The 25,362-nt window shown below is 63.7% G+C and carries 21 protein-coding genes and 1 pseudogene; 9 read left to right on the top strand and 13 right to left on the bottom strand.

Annotation, left to right across the window (positions count from 1 at the left end; translation table 11 throughout):
* The first annotated feature begins 3 nt into the window (after positions 1–3).
* Entirely contained in the window at positions 4–846 is an 843-nt protein-coding gene (locus SB772_RS15005) for a SirB1 family protein (protein ID WP_410834318.1), read from the top strand.
* A 99-nt stretch (positions 847–945) separates the two neighbouring features.
* On the opposite strand, the gene SB772_RS15000 is transcribed toward SB772_RS15005, so the two are convergent.
* From SB772_RS15000 to lpxK, 5 genes are all read right to left on the bottom strand, one after another.
* The gene (locus SB772_RS15000; protein WP_410834031.1) at positions 946–1,704 is read right to left on the bottom strand and encodes a 3-hydroxyacyl-CoA dehydrogenase; all 759 of its coding nucleotides are present in this window, start codon (positions 1,702–1,704) and stop codon (positions 946–948) included.
* 256 nt (positions 1,705–1,960) lie between these two features.
* Positions 1,961–2,626 (bottom strand): adenylate kinase, encoded by a 666-nt coding sequence (gene adk / locus SB772_RS14995; protein ID WP_410834030.1) that lies wholly within the window; start codon positions 2,624–2,626, stop codon positions 1,961–1,963.
* 215 nt (positions 2,627–2,841) lie between these two features.
* Complete coding sequence (kdsB, locus tag SB772_RS14990) at positions 2,842–3,642, bottom strand: 3-deoxy-manno-octulosonate cytidylyltransferase (protein ID WP_410834029.1); 801 nt, start codon at positions 3,640–3,642, stop codon at positions 2,842–2,844.
* A gap of 21 nt (positions 3,643–3,663) precedes the next feature.
* Positions 3,664–3,867, bottom strand: a complete 204-nt coding sequence (locus SB772_RS14985; RefSeq protein WP_007180583.1) for a Trm112 family protein — start codon at positions 3,865–3,867, stop codon at positions 3,664–3,666.
* A complete protein-coding gene (gene lpxK / locus SB772_RS14980) occupies positions 3,848–4,864 on the bottom strand; it encodes a tetraacyldisaccharide 4'-kinase (protein ID WP_410834317.1) in 1,017 nt (338 codons plus the stop codon). Before lpxK ends, SB772_RS14985 begins: the two co-directional genes overlap by 20 nt.
* 583 nt (positions 4,865–5,447) lie before the next feature.
* On the opposite strand from lpxK, the gene xseA reads away from it, so the two are divergent.
* Both xseA and sodB read left to right on the top strand, forming a co-directional pair.
* Entirely contained in the window at positions 5,448–6,827 is a 1,380-nt protein-coding gene (gene xseA / locus SB772_RS14975) for an exodeoxyribonuclease VII large subunit (protein WP_410834028.1), read from the top strand.
* 197 nt (positions 6,828–7,024) lie between these two features.
* Positions 7,025–7,603, top strand: a complete 579-nt coding sequence (sodB, locus tag SB772_RS14970; protein WP_410834027.1) for a superoxide dismutase [Fe] — start codon at positions 7,025–7,027, stop codon at positions 7,601–7,603.
* 647 nt (positions 7,604–8,250) lie between these two features.
* On the opposite strand, the gene SB772_RS14965 is transcribed toward sodB, so the two are convergent.
* Positions 8,251–9,681: an NYN domain-containing protein gene (locus tag SB772_RS14965; protein ID WP_410834026.1), complete on the bottom strand. Its 1,431-nt coding sequence runs from the start codon at positions 9,679–9,681 to the stop codon at positions 8,251–8,253.
* A gap of 658 nt (positions 9,682–10,339) precedes the next feature.
* Between SB772_RS14965 and ltrA the strand changes: the two genes are divergently transcribed.
* Positions 10,340–11,815, top strand: a complete 1,476-nt coding sequence (ltrA, locus tag SB772_RS14960) for a group II intron reverse transcriptase/maturase (RefSeq protein ID WP_410834316.1) — start codon at positions 10,340–10,342, stop codon at positions 11,813–11,815.
* A gap of 63 nt (positions 11,816–11,878) precedes the next feature.
* Here the strand turns inward: ltrA and SB772_RS14955 are convergent, their stop codons facing one another.
* The gene (locus tag SB772_RS14955; RefSeq protein WP_410834025.1) at positions 11,879–12,430 is read right to left on the bottom strand and encodes an ATP-dependent Clp protease proteolytic subunit; all 552 of its coding nucleotides are present in this window, start codon (positions 12,428–12,430) and stop codon (positions 11,879–11,881) included.
* Positions 12,431–12,689: 259 nt separating this feature from the next.
* On the opposite strand from SB772_RS14955, the gene SB772_RS14950 reads away from it, so the two are divergent.
* Positions 12,690–13,643, top strand: a complete 954-nt coding sequence (locus SB772_RS14950; RefSeq protein WP_410834024.1) for a sigma-70 family RNA polymerase sigma factor — start codon at positions 12,690–12,692, stop codon at positions 13,641–13,643.
* Here SB772_RS14950 and SB772_RS14945 read toward each other — a convergent pair.
* From SB772_RS14945 to SB772_RS14935, 3 genes are all read right to left on the bottom strand, one after another.
* Positions 13,599–14,873 (bottom strand): EAL domain-containing protein, encoded by a 1,275-nt coding sequence (locus SB772_RS14945; protein ID WP_410834315.1) that lies wholly within the window; start codon positions 14,871–14,873, stop codon positions 13,599–13,601. The genes SB772_RS14950 and SB772_RS14945 overlap by 45 nt on opposite strands.
* A 369-nt stretch (positions 14,874–15,242) precedes the next feature.
* Complete coding sequence (mdtD, locus tag SB772_RS14940) at positions 15,243–16,706, bottom strand: multidrug transporter subunit MdtD (RefSeq protein ID WP_410834023.1); 1,464 nt, start codon at positions 16,704–16,706, stop codon at positions 15,243–15,245.
* A gap of 154 nt (positions 16,707–16,860) precedes the next feature.
* Positions 16,861–18,276, bottom strand: a complete 1,416-nt coding sequence (locus SB772_RS14935; RefSeq protein ID WP_410834022.1) for a PLP-dependent aminotransferase family protein — start codon at positions 18,274–18,276, stop codon at positions 16,861–16,863.
* 193 nt (positions 18,277–18,469) lie between these two features.
* On the opposite strand from SB772_RS14935, the gene SB772_RS14930 reads away from it, so the two are divergent.
* On the top strand, positions 18,470–18,775 hold the full coding sequence (locus tag SB772_RS14930; protein ID WP_410834021.1) for a DUF2917 domain-containing protein: 306 nt from the start codon (positions 18,470–18,472) through the stop codon (positions 18,773–18,775).
* A gap of 30 nt (positions 18,776–18,805) precedes the next feature.
* Here SB772_RS14930 and SB772_RS14925 read toward each other — a convergent pair whose 3' ends face one another.
* Positions 18,806–20,041 carry a citrate/2-methylcitrate synthase gene (locus tag SB772_RS14925; RefSeq protein WP_410834020.1) on the bottom strand — a complete coding sequence of 412 codons (1,236 nt, stop codon included), beginning with the start codon at positions 20,039–20,041 and terminating at the stop codon, positions 18,806–18,808.
* 116 nt (positions 20,042–20,157) lie between these two features.
* Here SB772_RS14925 and SB772_RS14920 point away from each other — a divergent pair, with 116 nt between their 5' ends.
* Positions 20,158–21,549 (top strand): CoA transferase, encoded by a 1,392-nt coding sequence (locus SB772_RS14920; protein ID WP_410834019.1) that lies wholly within the window; start codon positions 20,158–20,160, stop codon positions 21,547–21,549.
* 936 nt (positions 21,550–22,485) lie between these two features.
* On the opposite strand, the gene SB772_RS14915 is transcribed toward SB772_RS14920, so the two are convergent.
* Positions 22,486–23,232, bottom strand: coding sequence for a GntR family transcriptional regulator (locus SB772_RS14915; protein ID WP_410834314.1), 747 nt, complete (start codon positions 23,230–23,232; stop codon positions 22,486–22,488).
* A gap of 179 nt (positions 23,233–23,411) precedes the next feature.
* On the opposite strand from SB772_RS14915, the gene SB772_RS14910 reads away from it, so the two are divergent.
* Positions 23,412–24,257 (top strand): aldo/keto reductase, encoded by an 846-nt coding sequence (locus SB772_RS14910; RefSeq protein WP_410834018.1) that lies wholly within the window; start codon positions 23,412–23,414, stop codon positions 24,255–24,257.
* 66 nt (positions 24,258–24,323) lie between these two features.
* Here SB772_RS14910 and SB772_RS14905 read toward each other — a convergent pair whose 3' ends face one another.
* Positions 24,324–24,788: a hypothetical protein gene (locus tag SB772_RS14905; RefSeq protein ID WP_410834017.1), complete on the bottom strand. Its 465-nt coding sequence runs from the start codon at positions 24,786–24,788 to the stop codon at positions 24,324–24,326.
* A gap of 305 nt (positions 24,789–25,093) precedes the next feature.
* Between SB772_RS14905 and SB772_RS14900 the strand changes: the two are divergent.
* Positions 25,094–25,362, top strand: a pseudogene (locus SB772_RS14900) (hypothetical protein); the annotation flags it as partial.

Genomic DNA, 25,362 nt, shown 5'->3' with positions numbered 1-25,362 from the left:
ACGATGACGCGGGTTCTCGACTATTTCAGCACGCTCGTCGCCGAAGACGATAGCCTGCCGCTGACCGAGGCGGCGCTCTCGCTCGCGCAGGATGCTTATCCCGATCTCGATCTGCAAGGCACCCTGGCCGAGATCGACGAGCTGGTGGTGCGTCTTCGGCGCCGCATGCCGGACGACGCCGACATCAGGCAGAAGGTCGGCATCCTTAACCGGTTTTTCTTCCGCGAGCTGGGTTTCGCCAGCAACCTCAACGACTACTACGACCCCGACAATAGCCACCTGAACGCGGTGCTGAAGCGTCGTCGCGGCGTTCCGATTTCGCTGGCGGTGCTGTATCTGGAGATGGCCGAGCAGATCGGCATTCCGGTGCGTGGCGTGTCGTTCCCCGGCCACTTTCTGCTGCGCGTGACTACCCCCGATGGCGACGTGATGCTCGATCCGACCAGCGGCCATTCGCTCTCCGAATCGGAGATGGTGGAAATGCTGGAGCCGTATGTGGCGTCGGCGGGCGAGTCGGTGAGCAGGGCGCTGCGCATGCTGCTGCAACCGGCAACGCGTCGCGAGATCATTGCCCGCATGCTGCGCAATCTGAAGTCGACCTATCTTCAGACGGAACGTTGGCAACGCCTGCTGGCGGTGCAGCAGCGTCTCGTGATCCTGTTGCCGGAAAGTATCGAGGAAGTGCGCGACCGTGGCTTTGCCTATGCGCGGCTCGATTATCTGCGCCCGGCACTCGAGGATCTCGAGCGGTATCTCGGCGATCGGCCGGATGCCGAAGACGCGACGGTGGTGGAGTCGCAGTTGCACGAGCTGCGTCAACGCACCCAGCACAACGATCGCGACTGAAAAGCGGTGCCGAACGAAACAAAAACGCCTGCGCATGAATTATGCGCAGGCGTTTTTTAATTGGCGCGGCGCGTAAAGGGCGGCGCGCCGCATGCATCGTTACTTGGGCTGCATACGGATTGCGCCGTCCAGACGAATCACTTCGCCGTTGAGCATCGGGTTGTCGAAAATCTGTTTGGCCAGCATAGCGTATTCCGCCGGTTTGCCAAGGCGCGGCGGGAACGGCACCATCGCGCCGAGCGCGTCCTGCACTTCCTGCGGCATGCCGAGCAGCATCGGCGTTTCGAAGATGCCCGGTGCAATCGTCATTACGCGGATCGCATTGCGCGACAGATCGCGCGCGACCGGCAGCGTCATGCCGACCACGCCGGCTTTCGACGCCGCGTAAGCCGCCTGGCCGATCTGGCCGTCATACGCGGCCACCGACGCCGTGTTGACGATCACGCCACGCTCGCCGTTCGCGTTCGGTTCGTTCTTCGACATTGCCGCGGCGGCGAGCCGGATCATGTTGAAAGTGCCGATCAGATTGATCGAGATGGTGCGCGCGAACGAATCGAGCGGATGCGGGCCATCCTTGCCGACCGTCTTGATGGCCGGCGCGACGCCCGCGCAGTTGACGAGGCCGCGCAGCGTGCCGAGCTTCGTGGCCGCTTCGACCGCTTGCGTTGCGTCTTCTTCGCGGCTCACGTCGCATTTGACGAACACGCCGCCGAGCTCTTTCGCGAGCGCTTCACCTGCATCCTGGTTCAGATCGGCTAGCACCACCTTGCCGCCGTTTTCGACGAACAGGCGTGCGGTAGCTGCGCCGAGCCCGGATGCACCGCCGGTGATCAGGAATACGTTGTCACGAATCTCCATGTCTTCTCCTTTGCTTCAGTTCGGTAATGTCGAGATCGAATATTTTTTCGATAAACGATTGTAACGGCTATGTTGCAGCGCGGAAAGCGGAGCCGCGGCGGGTGCATCGGCTCCGCGCTGCGGCTTGCAAAGAACCGCTATGGATGGCTAAACGATGGCGGGTGTAGCGTACTGGAGCAAGTGCAAGATACGCGGCCGGCAATAAAAAACCCGCCGGAATCGGCGGGTTTTTTGAACGGCTCACGCAAATACGAATTTACTTCAACGCATCGAACGCGCGGGCACGGATTTCTTCGACCGTGCCGAGGCCCGAAATGCGACGGTACTGCGGCGCCTTCAGTGGCGACGACGGGTCGCCGTTCTTTGCCCAGTTGTTGTAGTACTCGATCAGCGGCTTGGTCTGCGCAACGTACACGTCCAGACGCTTCTTGACGGTTTCCTCCTTGTCGTCATCGCGCTGGATCAGCGGTTCGCCCGTCACGTCGTCCACGCCTTCGACCTTCGGTGGGTTGAACTTGACGTGATACGTGCGGCCCGACGCGGCATGCGAGCGGCGGCCGCTCATACGCACGATGATCTCGTCGAACGGCACGTCGATTTCCAGCACGTAGTCGATCGCGACGCCGGCCTGCTTCATCGCTTCGGCTTGCGGGATTGTGCGCGGAAAACCGTCGAACAGATAACCGTTCGCGCAGTCCGGCTGCTGCAGGCGTTCCTTCACCAGGTTGATGATCAGCTCGTCCGTGACCAGTTCGCCGGCATCCATGAAGCGCTTCGCTTCGACGCCGAGCGGCGTGCCTGCCTTGACGGCCGCACGCAGCATGTCGCCGGTGGAAATTTGCGGAATGCCGAACTTTTCCTTGATGAAGTTTGCCTGAGTGCCCTTACCCGCTCCGGGAGCACCCAAAAGGATCAAACGCATGTGATATCTCCAGATCTATGTGAATTCTTTGGTGGCGCTGTAGCCGACCCACGATTCGTCCGGGGACCCGCATCGGCTGCCGTGCTGCGCCTCGCGCTGCGCGTCGGGAACGACGGCGCTGCAAGACGACGACGGCGCGACCGGGTGCAAACCCCGACTCTCGCTTTTAACGGGAGGCGCGCAGAACCGTTTGATTATGCCATGGGTTTTTCTGCTCAAGCCCCGAATAAAGCCTGCACGCGCGCCAGATCGGCGGGTGTGTCGACGCCGGGCAGCGGCGCGTCCCGGGTGACGAGCACCGCGATGCGCTCACCGTGCCACATCGCGCGCAGTTGTTCGAGCGCTTCGGCCTGCTCGATCGGCGAGATCGCGAGGCTCGGGTAAGTGCGCAGGAATTGGGCGCGATAGGCATACAGGCCGATATGCCGGTGGACGGCCGCGGTTGCAGGCGGTGCGGGCATCGTGGCGACATTGGGCCAATACGGCTGATACGCGTCGCGCGCCCACGGGATCGGCGCGCGCGAGAAATACAGCGCGACGCCGCGCGCATCGAGCACGACTTTGACGACGTTCGGATTGAAGATTTCGGCGGGGTCGGCGATCGGGTGCGCCGCGGTGGCAATCGCGCAGCCGTGGCTGGCCGCGAGGTGCGACGCAACGCCGCATACCAGCGCGGGGTCGATCAGCGGTTCGTCGCCCTGTACGTTGACGACGATCGTGTCGTCGCTCCAGCCGAACCGTGCCGCCACTTCCGCGAGACGGTCGGTGCCCGACGGATGATCGGCGCGCGTCAGGACGGCTTCGAAGCCGTACTCGCGAGCCACGTCGAGCACCGCTTGCGCGTCGGAGGCGATCAGCACCTGTTGCGCGCCCGATTCGCGCGCGCGCTCGGCGACCCGCACCACCATCGGCTTGCCGCCGATGTCGGCGAGCGGCTTGTTGGGCAGACGCGTCGAGGCGAGCCGGGCCGGCACGACGGCGATGAACGGGGGAGTGGCGGCGTTGACGTTGGTCATCGGAAAGATGCGTGGGCAAACTCAGGCGACGGAGCCCGGATTCAGGTCGACGGGCGTGCCTTCAACGGTTTGCCGCGCTTCGTCCACCAGCATCACGGGAATGCCGTCGCGGATCGGATAGGCAAGCTTGTCGGCGTTGCAGATCAGTTCCTGCGCCGCGCGGTCGTAGCTGAGCGGGCCCTTGCAGATCGGGCAGACGAGAATTTCAAGCAGGCGAGCGTCCACGGACTTTCTCCACAACTAATGCAATGAGGCGATGATCGAGCGCGGCTTCGACCGGGACAACCCAGATGCGCGCATCGTGCCAGGACCCTAATTTTACCGCATCCTTTTCTGTTATCAGGATGGCATCGGAGTCCACGTCTGTAAAAGGATTGCGCGCAAACGCATAGTGATCCGGCAATGCGCGGGTGGAGGGCGTGAGGCCGGCGGCGCGCAGCGTCGCGAAAAAGCGCTCCGGCGCACCGATGCCGGCGGCCGCCAGCACGCGATCGCCGCTGAACTGAGCGAGAGGCCGGCGCAGCGCCGGATTGTCGAGATGCCAGGCATCGGCGGGCGCGAGCTGCAGTGCGAAAGTGTTCGGCCATGCGGGCAACGAGCGTGCATACGGATCGTTGATCAGCGTCGCATCGCGGTGGCGCGACAGCGGCTCGCGCAGCGGGCCGGCCGGCAGCAGAAAACCATTGCCGCCGAGCCGATGATCGAAGACCACCAGTTCGGCGTCGCGTGCGAGGCGGTAATGCTGCAAGCCGTCGTCGCTGACGATCAGGTCGACCTCGCGATGCGCGGCGCACAGCGCCTGGGCGGCCGCCACGCGGTCCGGGCAGACCCACACCGGTGCGCCGGTGCGGCGTGCGATCAGCAGTGGTTCGTCGCCGCCGACGCCCGCCGCCGACGCGGACGTGACCGGCGTCGGCGCCTTGACGCGCGCGCCGTAGCCACGCGACACCACGCCGGGCGTAAAGCCGGCCGCGCGCAACGCTTCCACCAGCGCGATCACGGTCGGCGTCTTGCCGGTGCCGCCGACGGTTACGTTGCCGACCACTACCACCGGCACGCCGACGCGTACCGATTTCAGCCAGCCGAGCGAGAAGGCGGTGCGGCGTGCGGCGGCAATCGCGCCGAATACGCACGCGAAGGGCGTCAACGCCCACGCGAGCGGGCCACGTTGCTGCCATTCGCGTGCAAGTCGGGCTTCGAGACGGTTGGTCAATTCGCTCATCGGCAAGCCGCCGGGACGTGCGACGCGCAGCAGCGCACCAGAAGTGGCCGGGACGGTGGCGTAGAAGCGCAAGGCGCGATACACGGGGCAAGCATCAACGCGGTTCTCCGGGCAACTGAAAATGCAAGTTGAAAATGAGGCGGCGGTATCCGACGCCTGGCGTCCGGCACCGTCAGCAGTGTGCCGTAATGGCGAGCGCTGCGGGGCGTTCAGCACGCCGTCGAACCCGCCACTCTAGCGCGCGCGCGTCCCGCGCGGCAAGTCGCGCGCCGCGCGCCGCACGGCGAATTGACACTTTTGGCGAGGCGCGCAGCCTGTGGATAACTTTGTGGAAAACGTGCCTCCCGATCGGCTGGGAAGGCCGTTCCGAGCGCTCCGGATCGGCAATCATTCTCTTTGGTCAGATATAAATGCCATATAAATCAATTACATGCTTCCAATTTGCAAGGCCTGGGCGGGCAATTTGACGGCGTTCATTGGCGGGTCCCGCCATGTGGACACTTTTAACAATTCATACGCTGCGCTGGACGTCGGTGGGCCACTCGGTCTATCGTCTGTCCGGCCAGTCAAACATATTCCTCGCATGAATTCCGAAAGCCCTTTTTCGCCGTCGGCCGTGCCCGGCGGTGAAGTCGTCGTTCCCGTTTCCGCGCTCAATCGCGCGATCGGCACGATGCTCGAACGCTCGTTTCCGCTCGTCTGGGTGGCCGGCGAAGTGTCGAACTTCACTCGCGCCGCAAGCGGCCATTGGTATTTCTCGATCAAGGACGCGCAGGCGCAGATGCGCTGCGTGATGTTCCGCGGTCGAGCGCAATACGCCGAGTTCACGCCGCGCGAAGGCGACCGCATCGAAGTGCGCGCGCTGGTGACGATGTACGAGCCGCGTGGCGAGTTGCAGCTGAATGTCGAGGCGGTGCGCCGCACGGGGCAGGGGCGTCTCTATGAAGCGTTTCTCAGGCTGAAAGCGCAGCTTGAAGCGGAGGGCCTGTTTGCCGCTGAGCGCAAGCGCGCGTTGCCGGCCCATCCGCGCGCGATCGGTATCGTGACGTCGTTGCAAGCCGCCGCGTTGCGCGATGTGTTGACCACCTTGAGCCGTCGCGCGCCGCATATTCCGGTGATCGTTTATCCGGCGCCGGTGCAGGGTGTGGGCGTCAGCGCAAAACTCGCCGCGATGGTCGAAACAGCGAACGCCCGGCGCGAAGTCGACGTGCTGATCGTGTGCCGCGGCGGCGGTTCGATCGAAGACCTGTGGGCGTTCAACGAGGAAGTACTCGCTCGCGCGATTGCGGAAAGCGCGCTGCCGGTGGTAAGTGGCGTCGGTCACGAAACCGATTTCACCATCGCCGATTTCGCCGCCGACGTGCGCGCGCCGACGCCGACCGGCGCCGCCGAATTCGTCAGTCCGCAGCGCGTTTTGTTGCTGCGCGAACTCGATCACCGGCATGCGACGCTTGCACGCGGTTTCGGGCGGATGATGGAGCGGCGGGCACAACAACTCGACTGGCTCGCGCGCCGGTTGGTGTCGCCGGCCGAGCGGCTCTCAAGGCAGCGTACGCACTTGCAGCAACTGAGCGTGCGGCTCGCGTCGGCGGGCACGCGCCCGGTACGCGACGCACGAGCGCGTTTTTCGCTGCTGCGGATGCGCTGGCAGCGTTGGCGTCCCGATCTCGCTGCGCATCAGGCGAAATTGAAGGGTCTCACGCTGCGTCTCGACGCTGCATTGTTACGCCAGCATGAACGTCGGACCGCTCGTATCGCGACGCTCGCCGCGCGGCTCGAAGTACTGAGTCCGCAGCGCACGTTGGAACGTGGGTACGCCGCTGTACTCGATGCGCAGAGCGGCCGTGCGGTGCGCGCGCCAGCGTCGTTGAAACCCGGGCGGCGTCTCACGGTGCATCTCGCCGAGGGTTCTGCGGACATTGCACTTGCCGATGTGCAACCGCGGCTGACCGAGGGTTTCTGACACTTCGCCGACACTGTGCTTTTGACCTCGCAAAAGGCATGCGCGAGCACTTATTACGCCATCAGTGCCGCATGTTCGCCGATGCCGGGCATAAAGTCCGTTGGTTTGCGGGGTTATTCCAAGTCGCCTACAATCCAGTGCTCTACAGCGTTATCCGCAGACTCCCCATAAACAGATACAGTCAGAAGGAAAGCACCATGGAACATACGCTCCCGCCGCTGCCGTTCGCAAAAAACGCACTCGCTCCGCACATGTCGGAAGAGACGCTCGAGTTTCACTACGGCAAGCACCACCAGACCTATGTGACTAACCTGAATAATCTGATCAAGGGCACCGAGTTCGAGAACATGTCGCTCGAAGAAATCGTCAAGAAAGCATCGGGCGGCCTCTTCAACAATGCAGCTCAAGTGTGGAACCACACGTTCTTCTGGAACAGCCTGTCGCCGCAAGGTGGCGGTGCCCCCAGCGGCGCGCTCGCTGACGCGATCAACGCCAAGTGGGGTTCGTTCGACAAGTTCAAGGAAGAATTCGCCAAGACTGCAATCGGCACGTTCGGCTCGGGCTGGGCATGGCTGGTGAAGAAGGCTGACGGTTCGCTCGACCTCGTGTCGACGAGCAACGCTGCTACGCCGCTGACCACGGACGCCAAGGCCCTGCTGACGATCGACGTGTGGGAACACGCGTACTACATCGACTATCGCAATGCGCGTCCGAAGTTCGTCGAAGCGTACTGGAACATCGTGAACTGGGCATTCGCCGAGAAGAATTTCGCGTGAGATTGTCTATTCCGTCACGATGAAGTTTGGAAACGTGAACAAAGTCTGGAAACGCCGCAAGATGTTTCGCAATAGACTTTGGACACCGTAGCCGATCTGGAAGCCCTCCGTCGCGAGGGCTTTTTTTTCGGTGCGCCGAGTATCGTCGAAGGCATTGAACCAGGCGGTTTTCGGTCCGTCCTCGATTCCAACGAAGCAGAAGATCGTATTTCTCTTCCTGCAACGCAGCATGAGCGGTAACTGAAAAAACGCGCTGGAGTCAATCGTCGCGTAGCGCGCGTCGCCTCGCTGATTGCTGAAAGCGTTGTCGACGAATGCGGCGACCGAAGTCTGGACCGGCGCGTATCGACGAACACGGGATCGTCCGGCGGCGCCGGCACCGCCGCGACTATTGCGGCCGAACTGTTGCCGTCATTGACCTGGCCACCGCATGCACCAGGCAAAAAGGCGGCGAATGACAGGTTAATAAGGAAGCCGAACCGATATCTGAATACCTGTCGCGAGATCGCTACACATACTCAATCGCAGGCGTGTTCTTTCATCTTCCTCGCCCGGACAAGACGTTCGAGCTGCTGCGCCCACTGCATCCGATTCTCGCAGCGGCGCGCGAGGGTGCGGGCCGCTAATGCGAGGCCCGCACGAGACGCCTACTGCGCGTCGCTAGTCGCCGCCGTTTTGCGCGGGCGGCGGCTGCGCGGCGCGGATTTGCGTGCGGCCTTTTTTGCCGCTACCGGCGCTTCTTCCTGCGCAGGCTGCGCTGGTGCTTCAGGCGGCGCCGCGATCTCCGGTATGTCAGCGGCCGTTCGCTGTGCGGTCTTCTTCGTTTTCTTCGCGGCTGTCTTGCGCGGTGCACGTTCCTTACGGCGCCTGGCTGGCGTGCCGCTCGCTTCCTCCCGGCCCTCTTCTTCGACGACGGCAACCGGTTCTGCGGCGAAGGTTTCCGGTTCTATCCACGTATGTTTCCGCGGTTCCGGAACGGGCTCGCTGACCGCCGGCGCTGGCACGTCCGTTTCAGCTTGCACTTCCGTGTCGCGGTCGTGTTCGACAGACGCGTGCTCGTCGCGGATGACTTCATGCTGGCCACGTGACCCCTTGCGATTCCCGCGTCCTCCTCTACGGCGAGACTCATGTTTGCCGCCGGACTCCGCGAGTACCGTTTCCGTCACCTGCGCTTCATACATCTGTTCCGCCGGTTCCGCCTGTTCGGCTTGCTCGCTCGCGCTTTCGCCGGTCACGTTCGCCGCCGTGCCACGATAAACATAGGCACCCGACTTTTCATCGCGGCCAAATTCGAGCAGTCCACGAGCGTGAGCCTCTTCGAGCAGATTGCCGAACGCGCGAAAACCGTAGTACGTCTCGTTGAAATCCGGCTTGCGGCGCTTGATCGCGTTCTTCAGCACCGAGGCCCAGATCTTGCCGCTGTCGCCGCGCTCGGAAGCAAGCGCATCGAACGTTTGCACGGCGATTTCGATCGCTTTGGTGCGACGCTTTTCGAGGTCCTCCTTGCTGCGGCTCTTTTCTTCGTCCGGCGCGCGTTTGGCCGTCGGCTGGGCGGTCTGCTGCGGGCGCGACGACTCGCGTTTGGCCACCGCGCGCTGACTTTCGCGCACGAGGTCGTCGTAAAAGAAAAACTCGTCGCAGTTTGCGATCAACAGGTCGGAAGTGGATTGCTGAACGCCGACGCCGATCACCTGCTTGGCGTTCTCACGCAGCTTCGACACCAGTGGCGAAAAGTCCGAGTCGCCGCTGATGATGACGAAGGTATTGACGTGCGATTTGGTGTAGCAGAGGTCGAGCGCGTCGACCACGAGCCGGATATCGGCCGAATTCTTGCCCGATTGGCGCACGTGCGGAATTTCGATCAACTCGAAATTGGCCTCGTGCATCGCGCCTTTGAAACTCTTGTAGCGGTCCCAGTCGCAATACGCTTTCTTCACGACAATGCTGCCTTTGAGCAGCAGACGCTCGAGCACCAGCTTGATGTCGAACTTGTCGTACTTCGCGTCGCGCACGCCGAGCGCAACGTTTTCGAAGTCGCAGAATAGCGCCATGCTGACGGTTTCATTGGATGACGCCATGTATATCTCCATTGAAGCGATCGTCAAACTCGACGAATCGCGACCATGATAGCGATTCCTGCGAAGGTGATCAGCTTTTGTGTACGGCGCGCACCGATGCCGGAAGCACAAAGCCTTCGGAATCGAGGGCTTTGTGTCCGCTGCGCGAGCCGTGCGGGCGCTTGAGGAACAGGGCGGGCGGCGTTCTGCCTTGCTACCAGTTGTGGTGACTGGGCGCGCCGCTTAACGCTGCGCGCGTTTCGAGCACGTCGTCGATCAGCCCATAGGCCTTTGCATCGGGCGCCGACATGAAGTTGTCAGTGCGCCGGGAGACCGGCAAGGAGTAAAGAGTGGAAGTCTCTAACAACGAAGGTCTAGCAAACCACGTTGTCCCCGAGTCATGCGCAGTATGTCGCGAGACATGCGGCGAAGCGTTGGCAGGGGTACGTGCGGGCCAGCCATTGAGCCGCGATAGTTTAATTGTCCCGAGCGCCGACGCCGTTGACATTGCGGAAGGCAACATGACGGAGCGCGATAATGCGAGCACTCCGTCGGCTCGGCGTGGTCGGAGACCCTGGCACGCACGCACGCTCCTTGTTCGGGAACCGGGAGATCTCCAGTCTGGCCTGTCGCAGCAGGGACGGGTCCGCATCGGGAAGGCGAGGAGCCGTAGCCGATGATGAACGGACGGGAGAAGTCAGACTCCGCCATAGTAGCGAAGAAGCCTGCGAACAACGCCGGGAAACTGGCTGCGGAGTGGGTGGAGCCAAGGGCGGGGACCAAGGGGAACACGGACCAGTCGCACACGTGCCGGGCGCAGAACCGGGCAAGCGTGCCACAGGCGCTGGAACGTGTACGGCAAGCTGCAAGGCAGCGGAAGAAGGAGCGGTTCACCGCGCTTCTGCACCATGTCACGATCGATCGCCTTCGGGAGTCGTTTCTTGCGCTCAAACGCAATGCGGCGCCCGGGGTGGACGGTGTGACGTGGCGGTACTACGAAGCAGGACTGGAAGAACATCTCCAGCGTCTGCACACGCAAGTACAGAGCGGAGCGTATCGGGCACTGCCCGTTCGGCGGCAGTACATACCCAAGCCGGACGGCAAGCAGCGTCCGCTGGGGATTGCCGCGCTGGAAGACAAGATCGTCCAGCGCGCGGTGGTCAAAGTGCTGAATGCGATTTACGAGGCTGATTTCCTCGGATTCTCGTACGGGTTCCGGCCCGGACGCAGTCAGCACGATGCGCTGGATGCGTTAGCGACGGCGATCACCAGCACCCCGGTGAACTGGATCCTGGACGCGGATATCCGGGGCTTTTTCGACTCGGTTAGCCAGGATTGGCTAGTCCGTTTCATGGAGCATCGGATCGGCGACCAGCGCATCATCCGCCTTGTGCGCAAGTGGCTCAAGGCGGGCGTACTGGAAGATGGGGAGCTGAGCGTTAGTGAGACCGGTACACCCCAGGGAGCGGTGGCTTCACCACTGTTCGCGAATGTGTACCTGCACTACGTTTTCGATCTCTGGGCTAATCGTTGGCGAAGAAAGGAAGCCAAAGGCAACGTGATCATCCTTCGGTACGCGGATGATATCGTGGTCGGCTTCCAGCACGAAGACGACGCGCGGCGCTTCTGGGACGCGATGCGAGCGAGGCTGGAAGAGTTCTCGCTTGCGCTGCATCCGGACAAGACGAGGCTGCTGGAGTTTGGCCGCAATGCAGCGGGCAGACGAAAGCGATACGGCCTTGGCCGGCCGGAGACCTTCACCTTCCTGGGTTTCATCTTTATCTGTGGGCGGTCTCGTCGTGGTGCCTTCCAGCTACAGAGGAAGACCCGAGGGGATCGCATGCGGGCGAAACTCAGGCAGATCAAGGAGGAACTTCGGAGGCGCATGCATGAACCGATTCCAGTGCAAGGGCAATGGCTGCGGCAGGTGGTTCGCGGGTACTTCGCGTACCACGCGGTGCCCACCAATTCGCGCGCACTCGCTGCATTTCGATACCACGTCACCAATCTTTGGCGGCGCACGCTCCGGCGACGCAGCCAGAAGGATGCCATGACGTGGGAGCGAATGTCGCGGATCGCCAATGCCTGGCTCCCGCGCCCTCGAATTCTTCATCCTTGGCCAAGCGAGCGATTTGCCGTCAAACACCCGAGGTAGGAGCCCGGTGCCCGAATTGGGCACGCCGGGATCTGTGCGGGGGGTGCCCAGTAATGGGCATTCCTACCGCGATCGGTCGGTGTCGCGCTCGACCTCCTCGATCGTGCGCCCCGTGCGCTCGGCCATGATTGCGTTCAGCCGTTTTCGCTGATACAGCACCTCCCGGGCCTGAATCTCGATGTCCGCGGCGGTGCCCTGGCTGCCGCCCGACGGCTGATGAATCATGATGCGCGCGTTCGGCAACGCGTACCGCTTGCCGCGTTGGCCGGCGCTCAGCAAGAACGTGCCCATGCTCGCGGCAAAGCCGGTGCACAGGGTCGACACTTCCGGCTTGATGAACTGCATCGTGTCGTAGATCGCGAGGCCGTCGTACACGGAGCCGCCCGGCGAATTGATGTAAAAAGAAATATCCTTGTCGGGATTCTCGGATTCAAGAAACAGCAGCTGCGCGACGATCAGACTGGCCGACTGTTCGTTCACCGGGCCGACCAGGAACACAATGCGTTCGCGTAGCAGGCGGGAATAGATGTCGTACGCGCGCTCGCCGCGGCCGGACTGCTCGATCACGGTGGGCACGAGGCCGAGGCCGGTGACGGATGGATAGCTGGAATGCATGCGGGCCTCGTCGATGTGGCGCGGTAGGCGGGAGTTAGCCGATCGGGAAACCGTGCACGTGCTGCACCGGTTGTTGTTCCTATGACGAAGGCGGCCACGGCGGTGTGACAGATTTATTTTTGCGCCGGGTTGTCACATCGACGGGTGCTCGAGCGTCAAGCGTAAAAGGATGCCGTTGGCAGCGCACCCGCAAAACGGCGCGGGCAGGCAAGCAGGGCGAGAGCGCTTTTCACCACGCACCATCTGGGAGATCCGACGAATGACGGAACAAGGAATCGACAAGGCATCCGCCTTCGAGGCCGTGCGCGCTCGCCTGCTCGCGCTGGCATACCGGATGCTCGGCAGCCGCGCCGAAGCGGAAGACGTGGTGCAGGACGTGTGGCTCAAATGGCATCTCGCCGATACGCAAGCGGTGCTGACCCCGACCGCCTGGCTCACCACGATCACCACGCGCGCGGCCATCGACCGGTTGCGGCAGGTGCAGCGCGAACGCGCGTCGCAGGCCGCCGGCTGGCTGCCGGAGCCGTGGCTCGACGAGTTCGCGCCGTCCGCGGAAGAACTGGCGTTGCGTGCGGCGGAGATGTCGTACGGTGTGATGCTGCTGCTCGAGCGTCTGAAGCCCGACGAGCGGGCGGCGTTCGTGCTGCACGAAGCCTTCGATTGCGACTATGCGGAGATCGCGAAAACCCTCGAACGCACGCCGGCCAATTGCCGGCAGATGGTCCATCGGGCCAGGGCGCGTCTGCAGCGCGCGGGCGCGCCGCTGGAACGGCCCGATCCTGCCGCGCATGCGCGGATCGTGGAGCGCCTGCGTACGGCGCTGGAGGCGCAGGATCGGGCCGGCTTGCTGCACCTCTTCAGCGATGCGCCGGAAGTCGTCAGCGATGCGCCGGTGTGCACGCGGGAACCGGCGGTGTCGGGCTGGGTGGACCAGCTGGCATCGCTCGCGCAGCGGGCGAGCCATGCCGAGGTGGTGTCGATCGAAGGGGCACTGGGTATCGCGCTGCTCTTCGAAGGCGAGGTGGTCGGGGTGATCGACGTGTCGACGGACGGCGCAACCAGGATCGTCTCGTTGCGCGCCGTGACCAGCGCGGCGCGTTTGCAGTCCGTCAATCGCGTGCTGGGCCGCACCGCTGTCGCGCGCTTGCTCGAGCGCATCCGGCGGACCTCAATTGCGATGCGCCGCTACTTCCCAGTTGATGTCGACGCATAGCACCTGGGTGCTGTGCGGCGTATGCGCGGCGATCGAAGCGGTCACGCACAGGTGCGCTTCGTTGATCGACAGATAGGGTGGGGTGAGATGCACATGGCCGGGCGTGCGCATCGCCTGAATGAAGTACGGGCGGCGCTCCCAGCTCGCGCCTTCGGAATGCAGCAGCGGCCGGAAGCGCTTGGCGCGTTGCGAGGCGCGCCTCGGCGGCAACACGTTGTCGCCGATCTGGCGGCCTGAACCGTCGAGTACGAAGCAGCGTGCCGTCTCGCCGAGCGCGAGTAGCGGCGCCGTTGCCCTGGTGACCGATTCGCCGGCCACCAACTGCGCGCTCGCGGTTTCAAGTGCCGTGACGTACGGTGCGAGCCGGGCGGATTGTGCACGTTCTCGGGCGGCAACCCGTTCGCGCAGCGCCGCGGAGAGGGCGTCCATCAAACCGGCCGCGACCTGTGGCTTGACCGGCTCGACGCTCGGGCCGGCGAAATACGCGCCCTGCACGAAATCGACGTTGCATTCGAGCGCGATCAGCGCGTCGCGCTCGGTGGTCAGGCCGCCCATCAGCACCAGTTGCCCGGATTCGTGCAGCAGCGAGACCAGCCCCGGCAGCACGCGTTCGATATGCGAGTGTTCGCTGGCTTGCGCGAGGATGCAGCGGTCGAGCGTGACGATGTCGGGCCGCAGATTCCACACGCGATCGATGTTCGAATGCTTCGCGCCGAAACCGTCGAGCGCGATCAGGAAGCCGGACTTGCGCAGCGCGTCGATGATGTCGGCAAAACGGGTGGTTTCGCCGCCGGCCTGTTCGGACACTTCCAGCACCACGCGTTGCGGCGGCAGGCCCAGCGCCTTGAGGCCGGCGAGCAAGGCGTCGCCATAGCTGGTGTCCATCAGCGCCGCCGGGTGCAGGCTCAGGAAAAGCCATTCATCGTGACTGTCGAAGGCGTTGAAGTTGCCCAGATGCAGCGATTCGGCGAGCCGCCCGAGCTCGAGCAGGTCGCCGCGCCGCGCGGCTTGCGTGAAAACTTCGTGAGACGGCACCTGCAGCGCATGCTCGTCGTGCGCGCGCAGCGAAGCGTGATAACCGATCGCACGCCGGTGCGACACCGAGAAAACCGGCTGGAACACGCTGAAAACGGTGTAGCCGCCGTATAACACGGTGCGCCTGGAGCCTTCGTCGCCGGCCATCGGCCGCGGCGGCTGGTAGCCGGGAGGATCGAGTTCGATCATGCTCATCATGTCAGTCGTCTGGAAGTGGCGGCGTGCTCGGCATGTTCGACGCGAGTCCGCACGCGCAAAGTGTGAGTTTATAGGAAAGCCGAGCAAGAACTATGCGCGAGCGGAAAGCGCGCCGTATGTGCTATGGGGCTCCTCAGTGCTGACGATCGTGCGCCAGCGAGGGTGCGCGGGCGATTATTCGCACTTCGCTGGTGCGGCTTACGCCCCGTCGCGGGTCGGCGGCGGAGGCAGTTCGCAGATGAATTCGCACGTGAGTGCGTGCATGTTCCCGCGCAAGTCACCTGTTGCTTCGCCCGTCACTTCGCTCGCCAGACAGCCGGCTGAGCTGCTCATTGAGCGGCCCACTAGCTGCCCACCGAGTCGCCGTCAGGTCCGCTCCGAAGGATCGGTTTTGTTCGCGGGCGTGCGGATGTCCGGCGCCAGTTGCGCGAAGATCCACGAGGCGCCTGCCGTAATGATGCCGACACACAGGAAGGTCGCATGAAACGCGGGCAGCGAGTTGGCCGCCGTCACGCGCGGCAGCAGGCCGGTGAAGGTCGCGAGCAACGCGCCGGCCACCGTCACGCCGAGGCTCATCGACAGCATCTGAACGAGCGAGAACAGGCTGTTGCCGCTACTCGCACCGCCGGTGCCGAGGTCTTTCAGCGTCAGCGTGTTCATCGCGGTGAATTGCATCGAGTTGACGCCGCCGAAGAATGCCAGTTGCACGAGCCGCAGCCACAGCGGCTGGCCGGCGCTGGTGAGCGCGAAGCTCGCCATGGTCAAGCCCACCAGCACCGTGTTGACGATCAGGACGCGTCGATAGCTGTACCTGATGATCAGCCTGGTGACGAGGCGCTTGGACGCCATGCCGGCCGCCGCCACCGGCAGCATCATCATGCCGGCTTCGAATGCGCTATAGCCGAGACTCACCTGCAATAGCAGAGGGATCAGATAGGGCATCGCGCCGCTGCCGATCCGCGCGAACAGATTGCCCAGCAGGCCGACGCTGAAAGTATGGATCCTGAACAGATCGAGCGAGAAAATCGGCGCGGGCTCGCGCACGGCATGCAAGCCGTAGGCGACAAAGCACGCGAGGCTCAGGATCAGCAGCACCAGCACAGTCGCATGCTGGATGCCGAACTCGGTACGGCCGTCGAGCGCGAACGAAATCGCCACCATGCCGACGATCAGCAGCAGATAGCCCTTCAAATCGAACTTGCCGGTATGCGCATTGCGGCTATCCGGCATGAAGATGAATGTCGCAATGCAGCCGATGATGCCCACCGGCACGTTGATCAGAAAGATCCAGTGCCATGACGCGATCTTCACGAGCCAGCCGCCGAGCGTCGGTCCGATCAGCGGCCCGATCAGCCCCGGAATCGCGACGAACGACAAAGCCGGCAGGTAGCGTTCCGCCGGAAAGGTGCGCAGCACTGCGAGCCGCCCGACCGGCAGCAGCATTGCTCCGCCCACGCCCTGCACGACGCGGAAGACCACCAGTTGATTCAAGGTGTGCGCGTTCGCGCACAGCAGGGAGCCGACCGCGAACACGAGGACCGCGCTGAAGAACACGAGCCGTGTGCCGAATTTGTCGGCGAGCCAGCCGGACACCGGGATCATCACCGCCATCGTCAGCGAATAGGCGATCACCACCGATTGCATGCGCAACGGCAACTCGCCGAGACTCGACGCCATCGCCGGAAGCGCGGTGTTGACGATGGTCGAGTCGAGCGTCTGCATGAAGAAGCCGGTGGCGACGAGCCACAGCATCACGGTGAGCGAGCGGGCCGAGGGGGCGACTGTCTGGGCGGCAGCAGGGGCGGAGGCGGGCAGGGGCGGCGTGGACATGGAGGGCGGCTAGGCGCGTGGGGACGGGCTGCGGAGTCGCTATTCTAGGGAAAAGTGCGCGCTGGCGCAGCCAGCGGGCGGCGCGGACGTCGCCGCCGCAGGCCGAACCGCGTGCGTGCCGAGTGCTTTTGCACACGTTCCCCCGAGCAGGTGGTCAGCGCGGCGGCAACGCAACCGCGGCGTGGAAAAACGCCTGGGCGCGCGGCTCGTTGCCGAACGCCACGTGAATTCTGGTCCACGGACTCACTTCCATGTTGGGCCGGAAATAGCTGCCGGGCACCACCGTTACGCCGAGCGGCACACCGCATTCGACCAGCCGTTCGGCATCGTCGATATGCGGCACGCGTGCCCACACGAACTTGCCGCCCACCGGCTTTTCGAATAGTTCCCAGCCGGCGTCTTCGAGCGTCTGAATGGTCGAGCCGAGCGCATCGCGCATGCGTCGGCGCAGCCGCTCCAGATATTTGCGGTACGCGCCGCGCTCCAGCATCGACACCGCGACGGCTTCGGCAAAGCGTGAGCCGCCGATGCTCGTCAGCATCTTGATGTCGACCAGATCCTTGATGATCGCTGGGCTCGCCACCACGCAGCCGATCCGCAGCGACGACGACAGCGTCTTCGACAGGCCGCCGACATAGATCACGTATTCGAGCTGGTCGAGGGTCGCGAGCCGGTCGGTGACGTCGGTCTGGAAATCGGCGTAGATGTCGTCTTCGATGATCGCGAAACCGTGTTCGCGCGCCAGTTGCAGCAGCCGGAACGCAACCTGCGGCGCGACCGTGGTGCCGGTCGGATTGTGAAACACGGTGTTGATGAAGAACAACCTCGGCCGATGCAATTTCAACTGCGCTTGCAGCACGTCGAGATCGGGACCGTTGCGCGTGCGCGGAATGCCGATCAGCGTCACGCCGTGCAGCTTCAGCAGGCCGTACAGGTTGTAGTAGCCGGGGTCCTCGACGAACATCGTGTCGCCGGCTTTGAGCATGTAGCGCATCAGCAGATCGAGCGCCTGGCTCGCGCCGTTGGTGATCAGAATCTGCGAGGCGTCCGCCTGAATCCCCAAATGGCCGATGCGGCTTTGCAGATGTTCGCGCAAGGTCAGATTGCCGAGCGGGGTCGCGTAATCGAACATGCTCGCGGGGTCGGTGCGCGACACGTGGCGGATCGCTTGCGCGATGCCGTCCATGTCGCGCCAGGCTTCGGGAATGAAGCCGCTGCCGAGCTTGAGCGTCTCGCCCGGGTGGTTGAACTGCTGCAGGATATGCCCGGATTCGTCCTCGGCGCGGCGCGGGTCCGACGTGCCCTGGCAACTCGTGACCGCCGGCTGGCGGTCGGCCACATAGAAGCCCGAGCCGTGCCGCGAGTCGATATAGCCGAGCGACACCAGCCGGTCGTACGCCTCGATCACCGGGAAGCGGCTCACGCCGTAATCGGCGGCGAACTGGCGGATCGACGGCAGCTTCGAGCCGGGGTGCGCGATGCGCGAACGGATCCACGCGGTGACGCCCGTCACGATCTGCTCGGTGAGCGGCACGCCGCTGTCGCGATCGAGTTGGATTTCGAGTTTCATGCGGTTCTTTCCTGGTCGCCGGACTGCCGCGGCGGCGCCCGGGTTGGACCGGCAGTCCCAAAGCGCGACCGTTACAACTGTCCGGTTTTTCGACTGAACAGTTCCGATAGAACTGTTCGGAACTGTGCATGGGTTTCCGATCATCGCACGCCAATAATGGGACAACACAAAAGTTCTTTGAAGGAGAACGGCAATGCGTGAAGTCCGTATTTTCGAGCTGGAACATGGCGAGCCTGCGGCGGCCTGGCGTGTCGCGCATCCGTCGCTCTTCAAGGTGATTTCGGGCGAAATCTGGCTGACCGTCGAAGGCGACGCCGAGGATTACTGGCTGGCCGCCGGCGAATCGTTCGAGTTGCCGCGCGGCGCGCTGGCATGGGTCAGTTCGGGCCAGGCGGGCGCGCGCTTCGCGCTGGCTAGCGGCTCGGAGCAGTCCGCCGCGATGCCCGCGCGCACTTTGCCGATGTTGAACCGGCTGCCGCGCTGGTTGGGCGTGGCTTGAACGGGCGGGTGTCGCAACGTGGGCGGCGTCTTACTCTGCCGCCCCATATTCTCCGATGTAGCGCGCGCGTGGCCGGATCAGCCGGCCGTCGCGGGTCTGTTCCATTGCGTGCGCGATCCAGCCGACCACCCGGCCGACCGCGAACAGCGTGAACGCGGCGCCGGCCGGCAGGCCGAGCACCCGTTCGATGGCGGCGAGCGCGAAGTCGACGGTCGGCTCCGCGCCGGTCGTGTCGCGCACCGTGCGCGCGAGCGCATGCACTTCGCCGAGCGGCGAACGGGCCGGCGCGCAGTCGGCTAGCATGTCCAGCAGCAGACGCGCTCGCGGGTCGCCTTCCGGATACAACGGATGGCCGAAGCCCGGCAGCACCGGCCCATGCGCGCCGTGTTCGTGACGCGCAAGCCGGTTCGCCAGATAACGGTCGAGATCGGACGCGCGCGACGCTTCATCCAGCAGCGCCGCGATGCGCACGGTCTCACCGCCGTGGCGCGGCCCGGCCAACGCGGCCAGACCGCCGGCGACGGCGCCGAACAGATGCGTGCCCGTCGACGTGATGCAGCGAACCGTGAAAGTCGACGCATTCAATTCATGATCCGCGCAGACTACTAATGCCGCGCGCAACAGTCCGGTCTGTTGCCGGTTGCGCACATTCCACGCAGAAGCCAGTTGTCGATGAAGCGGTTCGTTCGACGGCGCCGCCGAGATCATCGCGGCGGCCAGCAGCCGCATCACGGCGCAGGCGGTATCGAGTTGCGCATCGCGGCCGAGCGCCCAGACCCGCGGCATTTGCGCCGCGGCGGCCGGCAGCAGCACGAGCGCGCGATCGAGCGGCGTGCTGTCGCTCCAGAGCTTGAGCCATGCGGCCCATTGCGCGGTGGCGAGCGGTACCGGCGGCGCGTCGGTAATGCGCGTTGCGCCGCACGCCCACAACAACGCGGCGATGTCCTCCAGCGATGCGATGCGCGCCAGTTCCATCGCGTCGTGTCCGCGATACAGCAAGCGGCCGTCAGCCACCAGCGTGATCGACGATTCGAGCACCGGCACGCCCCAGTCCAGCACCTTCTGCGCGACCTTGCCGGCGCGCTTGCCGTCTTCCTTGCGTTTGGCGAGGCGCCGGACTTCGGTGGCATCGTAGAGCCGGTGCTTGCCTTGAACGTCCGGCACCGAACGAAGCATGCCGCGGCTCACGTAGGCATAGAGCGTCGGCACGCTGATGCCGAGCGCGGCGGCGGCTTCGGTCGCAGTGAGGGAATTCGAAGTCGGCATGGAAAAACGCGGAAACCGAAGAAATCAATATATGTTGATTATCATAATCAAGATTGATTGCGGCGGGTCGGAATTCTAGACTCGGTTCACTTCCTTTCTGCTGCAACGTGAACGGCATGACACCTGAACTCGCTCTCCCGTATTTGTGGAATGCCGCCGGCTGCGACCCGGCCGCGCTCGAATCCGTGTCGCTTGCCGGCAGCGATCCGGGGTTGCCGTCGGTGTATCGAGTCGGCACGTTGGCTTCGGCGAGCATCGCCGCGACCGGCCTTGCTGCGGCCGAATGTTGGCGCTTGCGCACTGGTCGCCGGCAACGCGTCGCGGTGGAGATGCGGCGCGCGCTGGCGTCGTTTCGCAGCGAACGCTATTTGCGCATCGACGATGGTCTGCCACCCGCCTTGCGCGATCCGGTGACGGGTTTTTACGCGACCCGCGACGGCCGCTGGATTCAGTTGCACACGAATTTTCCGCACCACCTCGCAGGCGTGCTGAAGGTGCTCGGCTGCGCGAACGATCGAACCGCGGTGGCTGCCGCGATTCGCGGCTGGGACGGCGCGGCGCTCGACCAGACGCTTGCCGACGCCGGCTTGTGCGCCGCGTTGATTCGCTCACCCGACGAATGGGCCGCGCTCGAGCAGGCGAAAGCAATTGCCGGGTTGCCGCTGTTCGAGATCGAACGGATCGGCGACGCGCCGATTGAGCCGCCCGGACGGGGTGATGCGGATCGGCCGCTGGCCGGTGTGCGGGTGCTGGATTTGTCGCGGATCATTGCGGGGCCGGTGGCGGGGCGGACCCTTGCGCAGCACGGCGCTGAGGTTTTACTGATCAATGGGCCGCATTTGCCGAATATTGCACCGTTGGTGATCGATAACGGACGGGGTAAGCGCTCGGCAGTGGTGGACTTGCGGGATGCGGCCGGGTGCGAGACGTTGCGTGGCTTGGCTGGCGGCGCGGATGTGTTTTTGCAGGCGTATCGGCCGGGGGCTTTGGCAGCGCGGGGATTCGGTCCCTCAGACCTGGCGCGGGTGCGGCCGGGGATCGTTTATGTTTCCGTTTCTGCGTATGGGGAGGAGGGGCCTTGGGCTGGACGGCGCGGGTTTGATAGCCTCGTGCAGTCGGCTAGCGGGATTGCTTTTACTGAACGCCTGGCAGCGGGGTGGGATGAGCCTAAGCATTTGCCTTGTCAGGCGCTGGATCATGCTACCGGGTATCTGGCCGCCTTCGGCGCCATGGTCGCTCTGGGGCGGCGGGCCGCTGAAGGTGGGAGTTGGCATGTGAAGGTTTCGCTTGCGCAGACTGGGCGGTGGCTGCAGTCGTTTGGTGTTCTACCCGATGGGTGGAAGATCGATGATGTTTCCATCGATGATGTGCGCGACTGTCTGGGGCGCGTCGATTCGGAGTTTGGAAGCGTTTTGGGTGTTTTGCCTGCTGAGGTTTTGTCGGAGACGCCAGCTTATTTTGGGCTGCCGCCGGCCAGGGTTGGGGCGCATGAGGCTAAATGGGAATAGGTTTTTTTGCCTTTGGCGGCGGCATTCTTCTGTTTGCCTACGGCGTTGGGTTTTCTTGTTCTGTTTTGTGCCTGCGTGGCGCTTATGTCTGTGTGCCTGCGGCGTTGGCCTTTCCTTGCTTTGTTATTGGTCTATTAGCGTTCCCCCTGTGCGGGGGGGCACCTACTTTTCTTTGCCGGCCGCAAAGAAAAGTAGGCAAAAGAAAGCGGCTCAAACCGCCAGTTCTTAAGCGGGTCCCCTGGCTTGGAGGAGGTAGTGGAGCATCTGGAATCGGTGCTCCCGCACACTCCGCGCTGGTGACAAGGCAGTCATACTTCCGGCGGCGCTGCGCGCGCCGCAGCGGTACTTCTCAAAATCAATTGGGCGTATGCGCCTCCGGCATCATCCCTCCCGCCTCGCACTGCGTGGCTCGCGGGAACGGTCTGCAAGGGAAACCAGTGGCTTCGTTTGTACGCGGGGGGTGCCATCGGCTTCGCCTCGGCGAAGCGCACGAATGTGCGAGTGCAGGCCATCACGCGGAGCGAAGAGCCGGTACGACTGTGAAGAAGGGCAATGCAACGGCGCGCCAACGCGCCGGACAGCGGTTTGATGAAGTACCGCTTCGGCGCGCGCAGCGCCGCCGGAAGCATGACTGCCTTGTCACCAGCGCGGAGTGTGCGAGAACACCGATTCCAGATGTTCCACTACCTCCTCCAAGCCAGGGGACCCGCTTAAGAACTGGCGGTTTGAGCCGCTTTCTTTTGCCTACTTTTCTTTGCGGCAGGCAAAGAAAAGTAGGTGCCCCCCGCACAGGGGGAACGCTAATAGACCACTAACAAAGCAAGGAAAGGCCAACGCCGCAGGCACACAGACATAAGCGCCGCGCAGGCACAAAAAACAAAAGCAAAACCCAACACCGTAGCCACAACAACCATGCCGCCGCTAAAGGCAAAAAAACTACTTCCTCAATTCAGCCACAAAATCATAGTAATCGTTCCGACAGTAAGTATCGGTCAACTCAATCGCCCGCTGATCAGCGGTATAACCGACGCGGGTTATCAACAACAACGCGTCGTTAGGGGCAATACTCATCTGCCGCGCGATTTCCTCACTCGCATTCACCGCCCGGAAATGCTGCAGCGCGCGGACGATCGACAACCCGCGATTCTCCAGATACGTATATAAAGAGTCACCAATCGCTTGCGGATCAGGAATAATCGCGGCCGGAAAGGTGGAATTCTCCACAGCCATCACAATGCCGTCGGCCAACCGCAAGCGTCGCAGCCTGGTCACAGCCGCCGCAGGCGATAACCCAAGCTGAATCACCTCGTCCCGGTTAGCCGGCAGAATCTCTCGCGATAGCCACTTGGAGCTCGGCGTGAAACCGCGCCGCCGCAACATCTCGCTAAAACTCGACAGCCGCGACAGCGGATCTTCATAGCGCGGCGTGATGAAACTCCCAGCACCCTGAGTGCGGCGGATCAAACCCTGCTCGACCAGCAAAGCAATCGCCTTGCGCGACGTGATCCGCGACACGCCCAGCGCCTCGGATAGCACGCGCTCCGACGGCAGCGCCTCGCCAGCGTTCCAACGGTTCTCGTGAATCGCATTGCCGAGCTTGCGAGCAAGTTGCAAATACAGCGGCGTGTCGTTTTCCGGGTCCGGGCGCAGGTCGCGCCAGCGGTCTTCCGAGGCAGAGGTCATGGAGCTCACGCAAGAAGGGCAAGCGGCAATTCTATGACATCGGCGCGCTCCGTTATAGCGGGCTTTTGCCTGGTGGCCGATCCAATGCTCTTTCAACAGCTAAACTCGTCACTAAAGTTTCCGCTGAAATGAGCGGCGCGCGCGCGTCGCCGCACCGTTAGCCACCTCAAGGAGAAAGCATGACGACCGATATCGCCACCGTGAGCTTGCCTGACGGCGAACGCATTCCGAAACTGGGGCAGGGCACGTGGGAGATGGGCGAGCAGCCGGCGCGGCGCGCCGCCGAAATCGCCGCGCTGCGCTGCGGCATCGAATTGGGTATGACGCTGATCGATACGGCGGAGATGTACGGCGATGGCGCCACCGAGTCGCTCGTCGGCGAAGCGCTCAGCGGCCTGCGCGATCAGGTGTTTCTCGTCAGCAAGGTGTATCCGCATAACGCCAGCCGGCGCGGTGTGATCGCGGCCTGCGAACAGAGTCTCAAGCGTTTGAAAACGGATCGGCTCGATCTGTACCTGTTGCACTGGCCCGGCTCGGTGCCGCTCGCGGACACCGTCGAGGGCTTCGAGGCGTTGCGCAGTGCGGGCAAGATCCGGCATTGGGGCGTGAGCAACTTCGATACGGACGATATGGAAGAACTCGTGGCGACGCCGGGTGGCGAAGCTTGTGCGACCAATCAGATTCTCTACAACGTCGCGCGCCGCGGGCCGGAATTCGACTTGTTGCCGTGGCTCGCCGCACGCCATATGCCGGCGATGGCGTACAGCCCGGTCGATCATGCACGCCTGCCGAAGCGCTCGCCGCTCGACGACATTGCCGACGCGCGCGGCGTCTCGGTGTTTCAGGTGGCGCTCGCGTGGGTATTGCAGCAACCCGGCGTGTTCGCGATTCCGAAGGCGGCCCGCATCGAGCATGTGCGCGACAACCATCGCGCGTCGCAACTGCAACTGGGCGCCGATGAACACGCCGCCATCGACACGTACTTCAAACCACCGCGCAGCAAGCGTCCTCTGGAGATGCTGTAAGCCGGGCGGCGGCCGTCATCGAAACGCAGGCGGCCGTTTGCGGCGCCTCGACTCGTCGTGCCAGCGTCAGCTGCAGCCGTGATGCATGTGCACGGAACCTAGTACGGCGACCTCCGCGGGGGTGTGCTTGAGCGAATCTTCGTTGACCTGGGCGGCATCGGCGACGAATTCATCGACGATCGACGACACCTGCGTGTTGCGCAGACACAGCGACACTCGTTGCGTTTCGTTAGCCGGCAGCGATGCGCGCTGTCCGAGGAACAGCACGCCGTACTGATAGCCGTGGATGATGCCGCGAATCGCGCCGACGCATTGGCCCTGCGCGATATTGTCGTTTTTCTGCTTGCAGGTCTGCGCGAGCGCGTAGGCGGAGAAGGTCGGATCGACCGGCGGCGCAGCTTGCGAAAGCGTTTGCGGCTGCGGTTGCGCCGATGTTTGGGCATGAGCGAGCGATGCGAGGCCGAGGGCGGCGGCCATTAGCAGGCCAGCTGCTGCTGTGCGCGCTGCGGAGTGGGGGACGTTTCGTTGCATGTTGTAGGGCCCTCATATCGAACGTTGAACTGATATGAGGCAATCGCCACGGTTTGGTTCCAGTCGCGCCACGCTGCGCTCGATTGTTTTGCTTTCTAGCGCGCGAGAGATGATGGGTTGCCGCTCTGGCCGGATTCCCTCTGCCGCTGTTCGCTGGCGAACACGACCGGTCTCGGGCGGTGACGCTCGACCGGGGGATCGGGACATCACCGCCGATGCCGGCGGGCTGCAGCCGGAATGCCAGAGTGTGTCATGAGCGACGGGTAGGGCGCGGGGCCCCCTACCTGTGGAACGAACGCCTGCTAGTGTCCGTTCCCGCCGCCATTGCCACCACCATTACCGCCGCCGCCCTTGCCTCCGTGACCGCTGCCGAAGCCCCCGCCAAAGCCCCCGCCAAACCCGCCACCGAAGCCGCCACCAAACCCACCACCGAAGCCACCGCCAAATCCACCACCGTTAGCACCACCGCCGCAACCGCAGCCACTATTTCCGCCGCTGCCGCTGCCGCTGCCGCTGCCGCTGCCGCTGCCGCTGCCGCTGCCGCTGCCGCTGCCGCTGCCGCTGCCGCTGCCGC

It is taken from the genome of Paraburkholderia sp. SIMBA_030 (assembly GCF_046535245.1).
In the GTDB taxonomy this organism is placed as follows: Bacteria; Pseudomonadota; Gammaproteobacteria; order Burkholderiales; family Burkholderiaceae; genus Paraburkholderia.
Note: the sequence above shows the minus strand (reverse complement) of the source record. Positions and strands in the feature narration are given on the sequence as shown.

Coding starts and splice junctions, on each gene's coding strand:
- SB772_RS15005 (WP_410834318.1), top strand. CDS start 4: ATGACGCGGGTTCTCGACTATTTCAGCACGCTCGTCGCCGAAGACGAT.
- SB772_RS15000 (WP_410834031.1), bottom strand. CDS start 1,704: ATGGAGATTCGTGACAACGTATTCCTGATCACCGGCGGTGCATCCGGG.
- adk (WP_410834030.1), bottom strand. CDS start 2,626: ATGCGTTTGATCCTTTTGGGTGCTCCCGGAGCGGGTAAGGGCACTCAG.
- kdsB (WP_410834029.1), bottom strand. CDS start 3,642: ATGACCAACGTCAACGCCGCCACTCCCCCGTTCATCGCCGTCGTGCCG.
- lpxK (WP_410834317.1), bottom strand. CDS start 4,864: ATGAGCGAATTGACCAACCGTCTCGAAGCCCGACTTGCACGCGAATGG.
- xseA (WP_410834028.1), top strand. CDS start 5,448: ATGAATTCCGAAAGCCCTTTTTCGCCGTCGGCCGTGCCCGGCGGTGAA.
- sodB (WP_410834027.1), top strand. CDS start 7,025: ATGGAACATACGCTCCCGCCGCTGCCGTTCGCAAAAAACGCACTCGCT.
- SB772_RS14965 (WP_410834026.1), bottom strand. CDS start 9,681: ATGGCGTCATCCAATGAAACCGTCAGCATGGCGCTATTCTGCGACTTC.
- ltrA (WP_410834316.1), top strand. CDS start 10,340: ATGAACGGACGGGAGAAGTCAGACTCCGCCATAGTAGCGAAGAAGCCT.
- SB772_RS14955 (WP_410834025.1), bottom strand. CDS start 12,430: ATGCATTCCAGCTATCCATCCGTCACCGGCCTCGGCCTCGTGCCCACC.
- SB772_RS14950 (WP_410834024.1), top strand. CDS start 12,690: ATGACGGAACAAGGAATCGACAAGGCATCCGCCTTCGAGGCCGTGCGC.
- SB772_RS14945 (WP_410834315.1), bottom strand. CDS start 14,873: ATGAGCATGATCGAACTCGATCCTCCCGGCTACCAGCCGCCGCGGCCG.
- mdtD (WP_410834023.1), bottom strand. CDS start 16,706: ATGTCCACGCCGCCCCTGCCCGCCTCCGCCCCTGCTGCCGCCCAGACA.
- SB772_RS14935 (WP_410834022.1), bottom strand. CDS start 18,276: ATGAAACTCGAAATCCAACTCGATCGCGACAGCGGCGTGCCGCTCACC.
- SB772_RS14930 (WP_410834021.1), top strand. CDS start 18,470: ATGCGTGAAGTCCGTATTTTCGAGCTGGAACATGGCGAGCCTGCGGCG.
- SB772_RS14925 (WP_410834020.1), bottom strand. CDS start 20,041: ATGCCGACTTCGAATTCCCTCACTGCGACCGAAGCCGCCGCCGCGCTC.
- SB772_RS14920 (WP_410834019.1), top strand. CDS start 20,158: ATGACACCTGAACTCGCTCTCCCGTATTTGTGGAATGCCGCCGGCTGC.
- SB772_RS14915 (WP_410834314.1), bottom strand. CDS start 23,232: ATGACCTCTGCCTCGGAAGACCGCTGGCGCGACCTGCGCCCGGACCCG.
- SB772_RS14910 (WP_410834018.1), top strand. CDS start 23,412: ATGACGACCGATATCGCCACCGTGAGCTTGCCTGACGGCGAACGCATT.
- SB772_RS14905 (WP_410834017.1), bottom strand. CDS start 24,788: ATGCAACGAAACGTCCCCCACTCCGCAGCGCGCACAGCAGCAGCTGGC.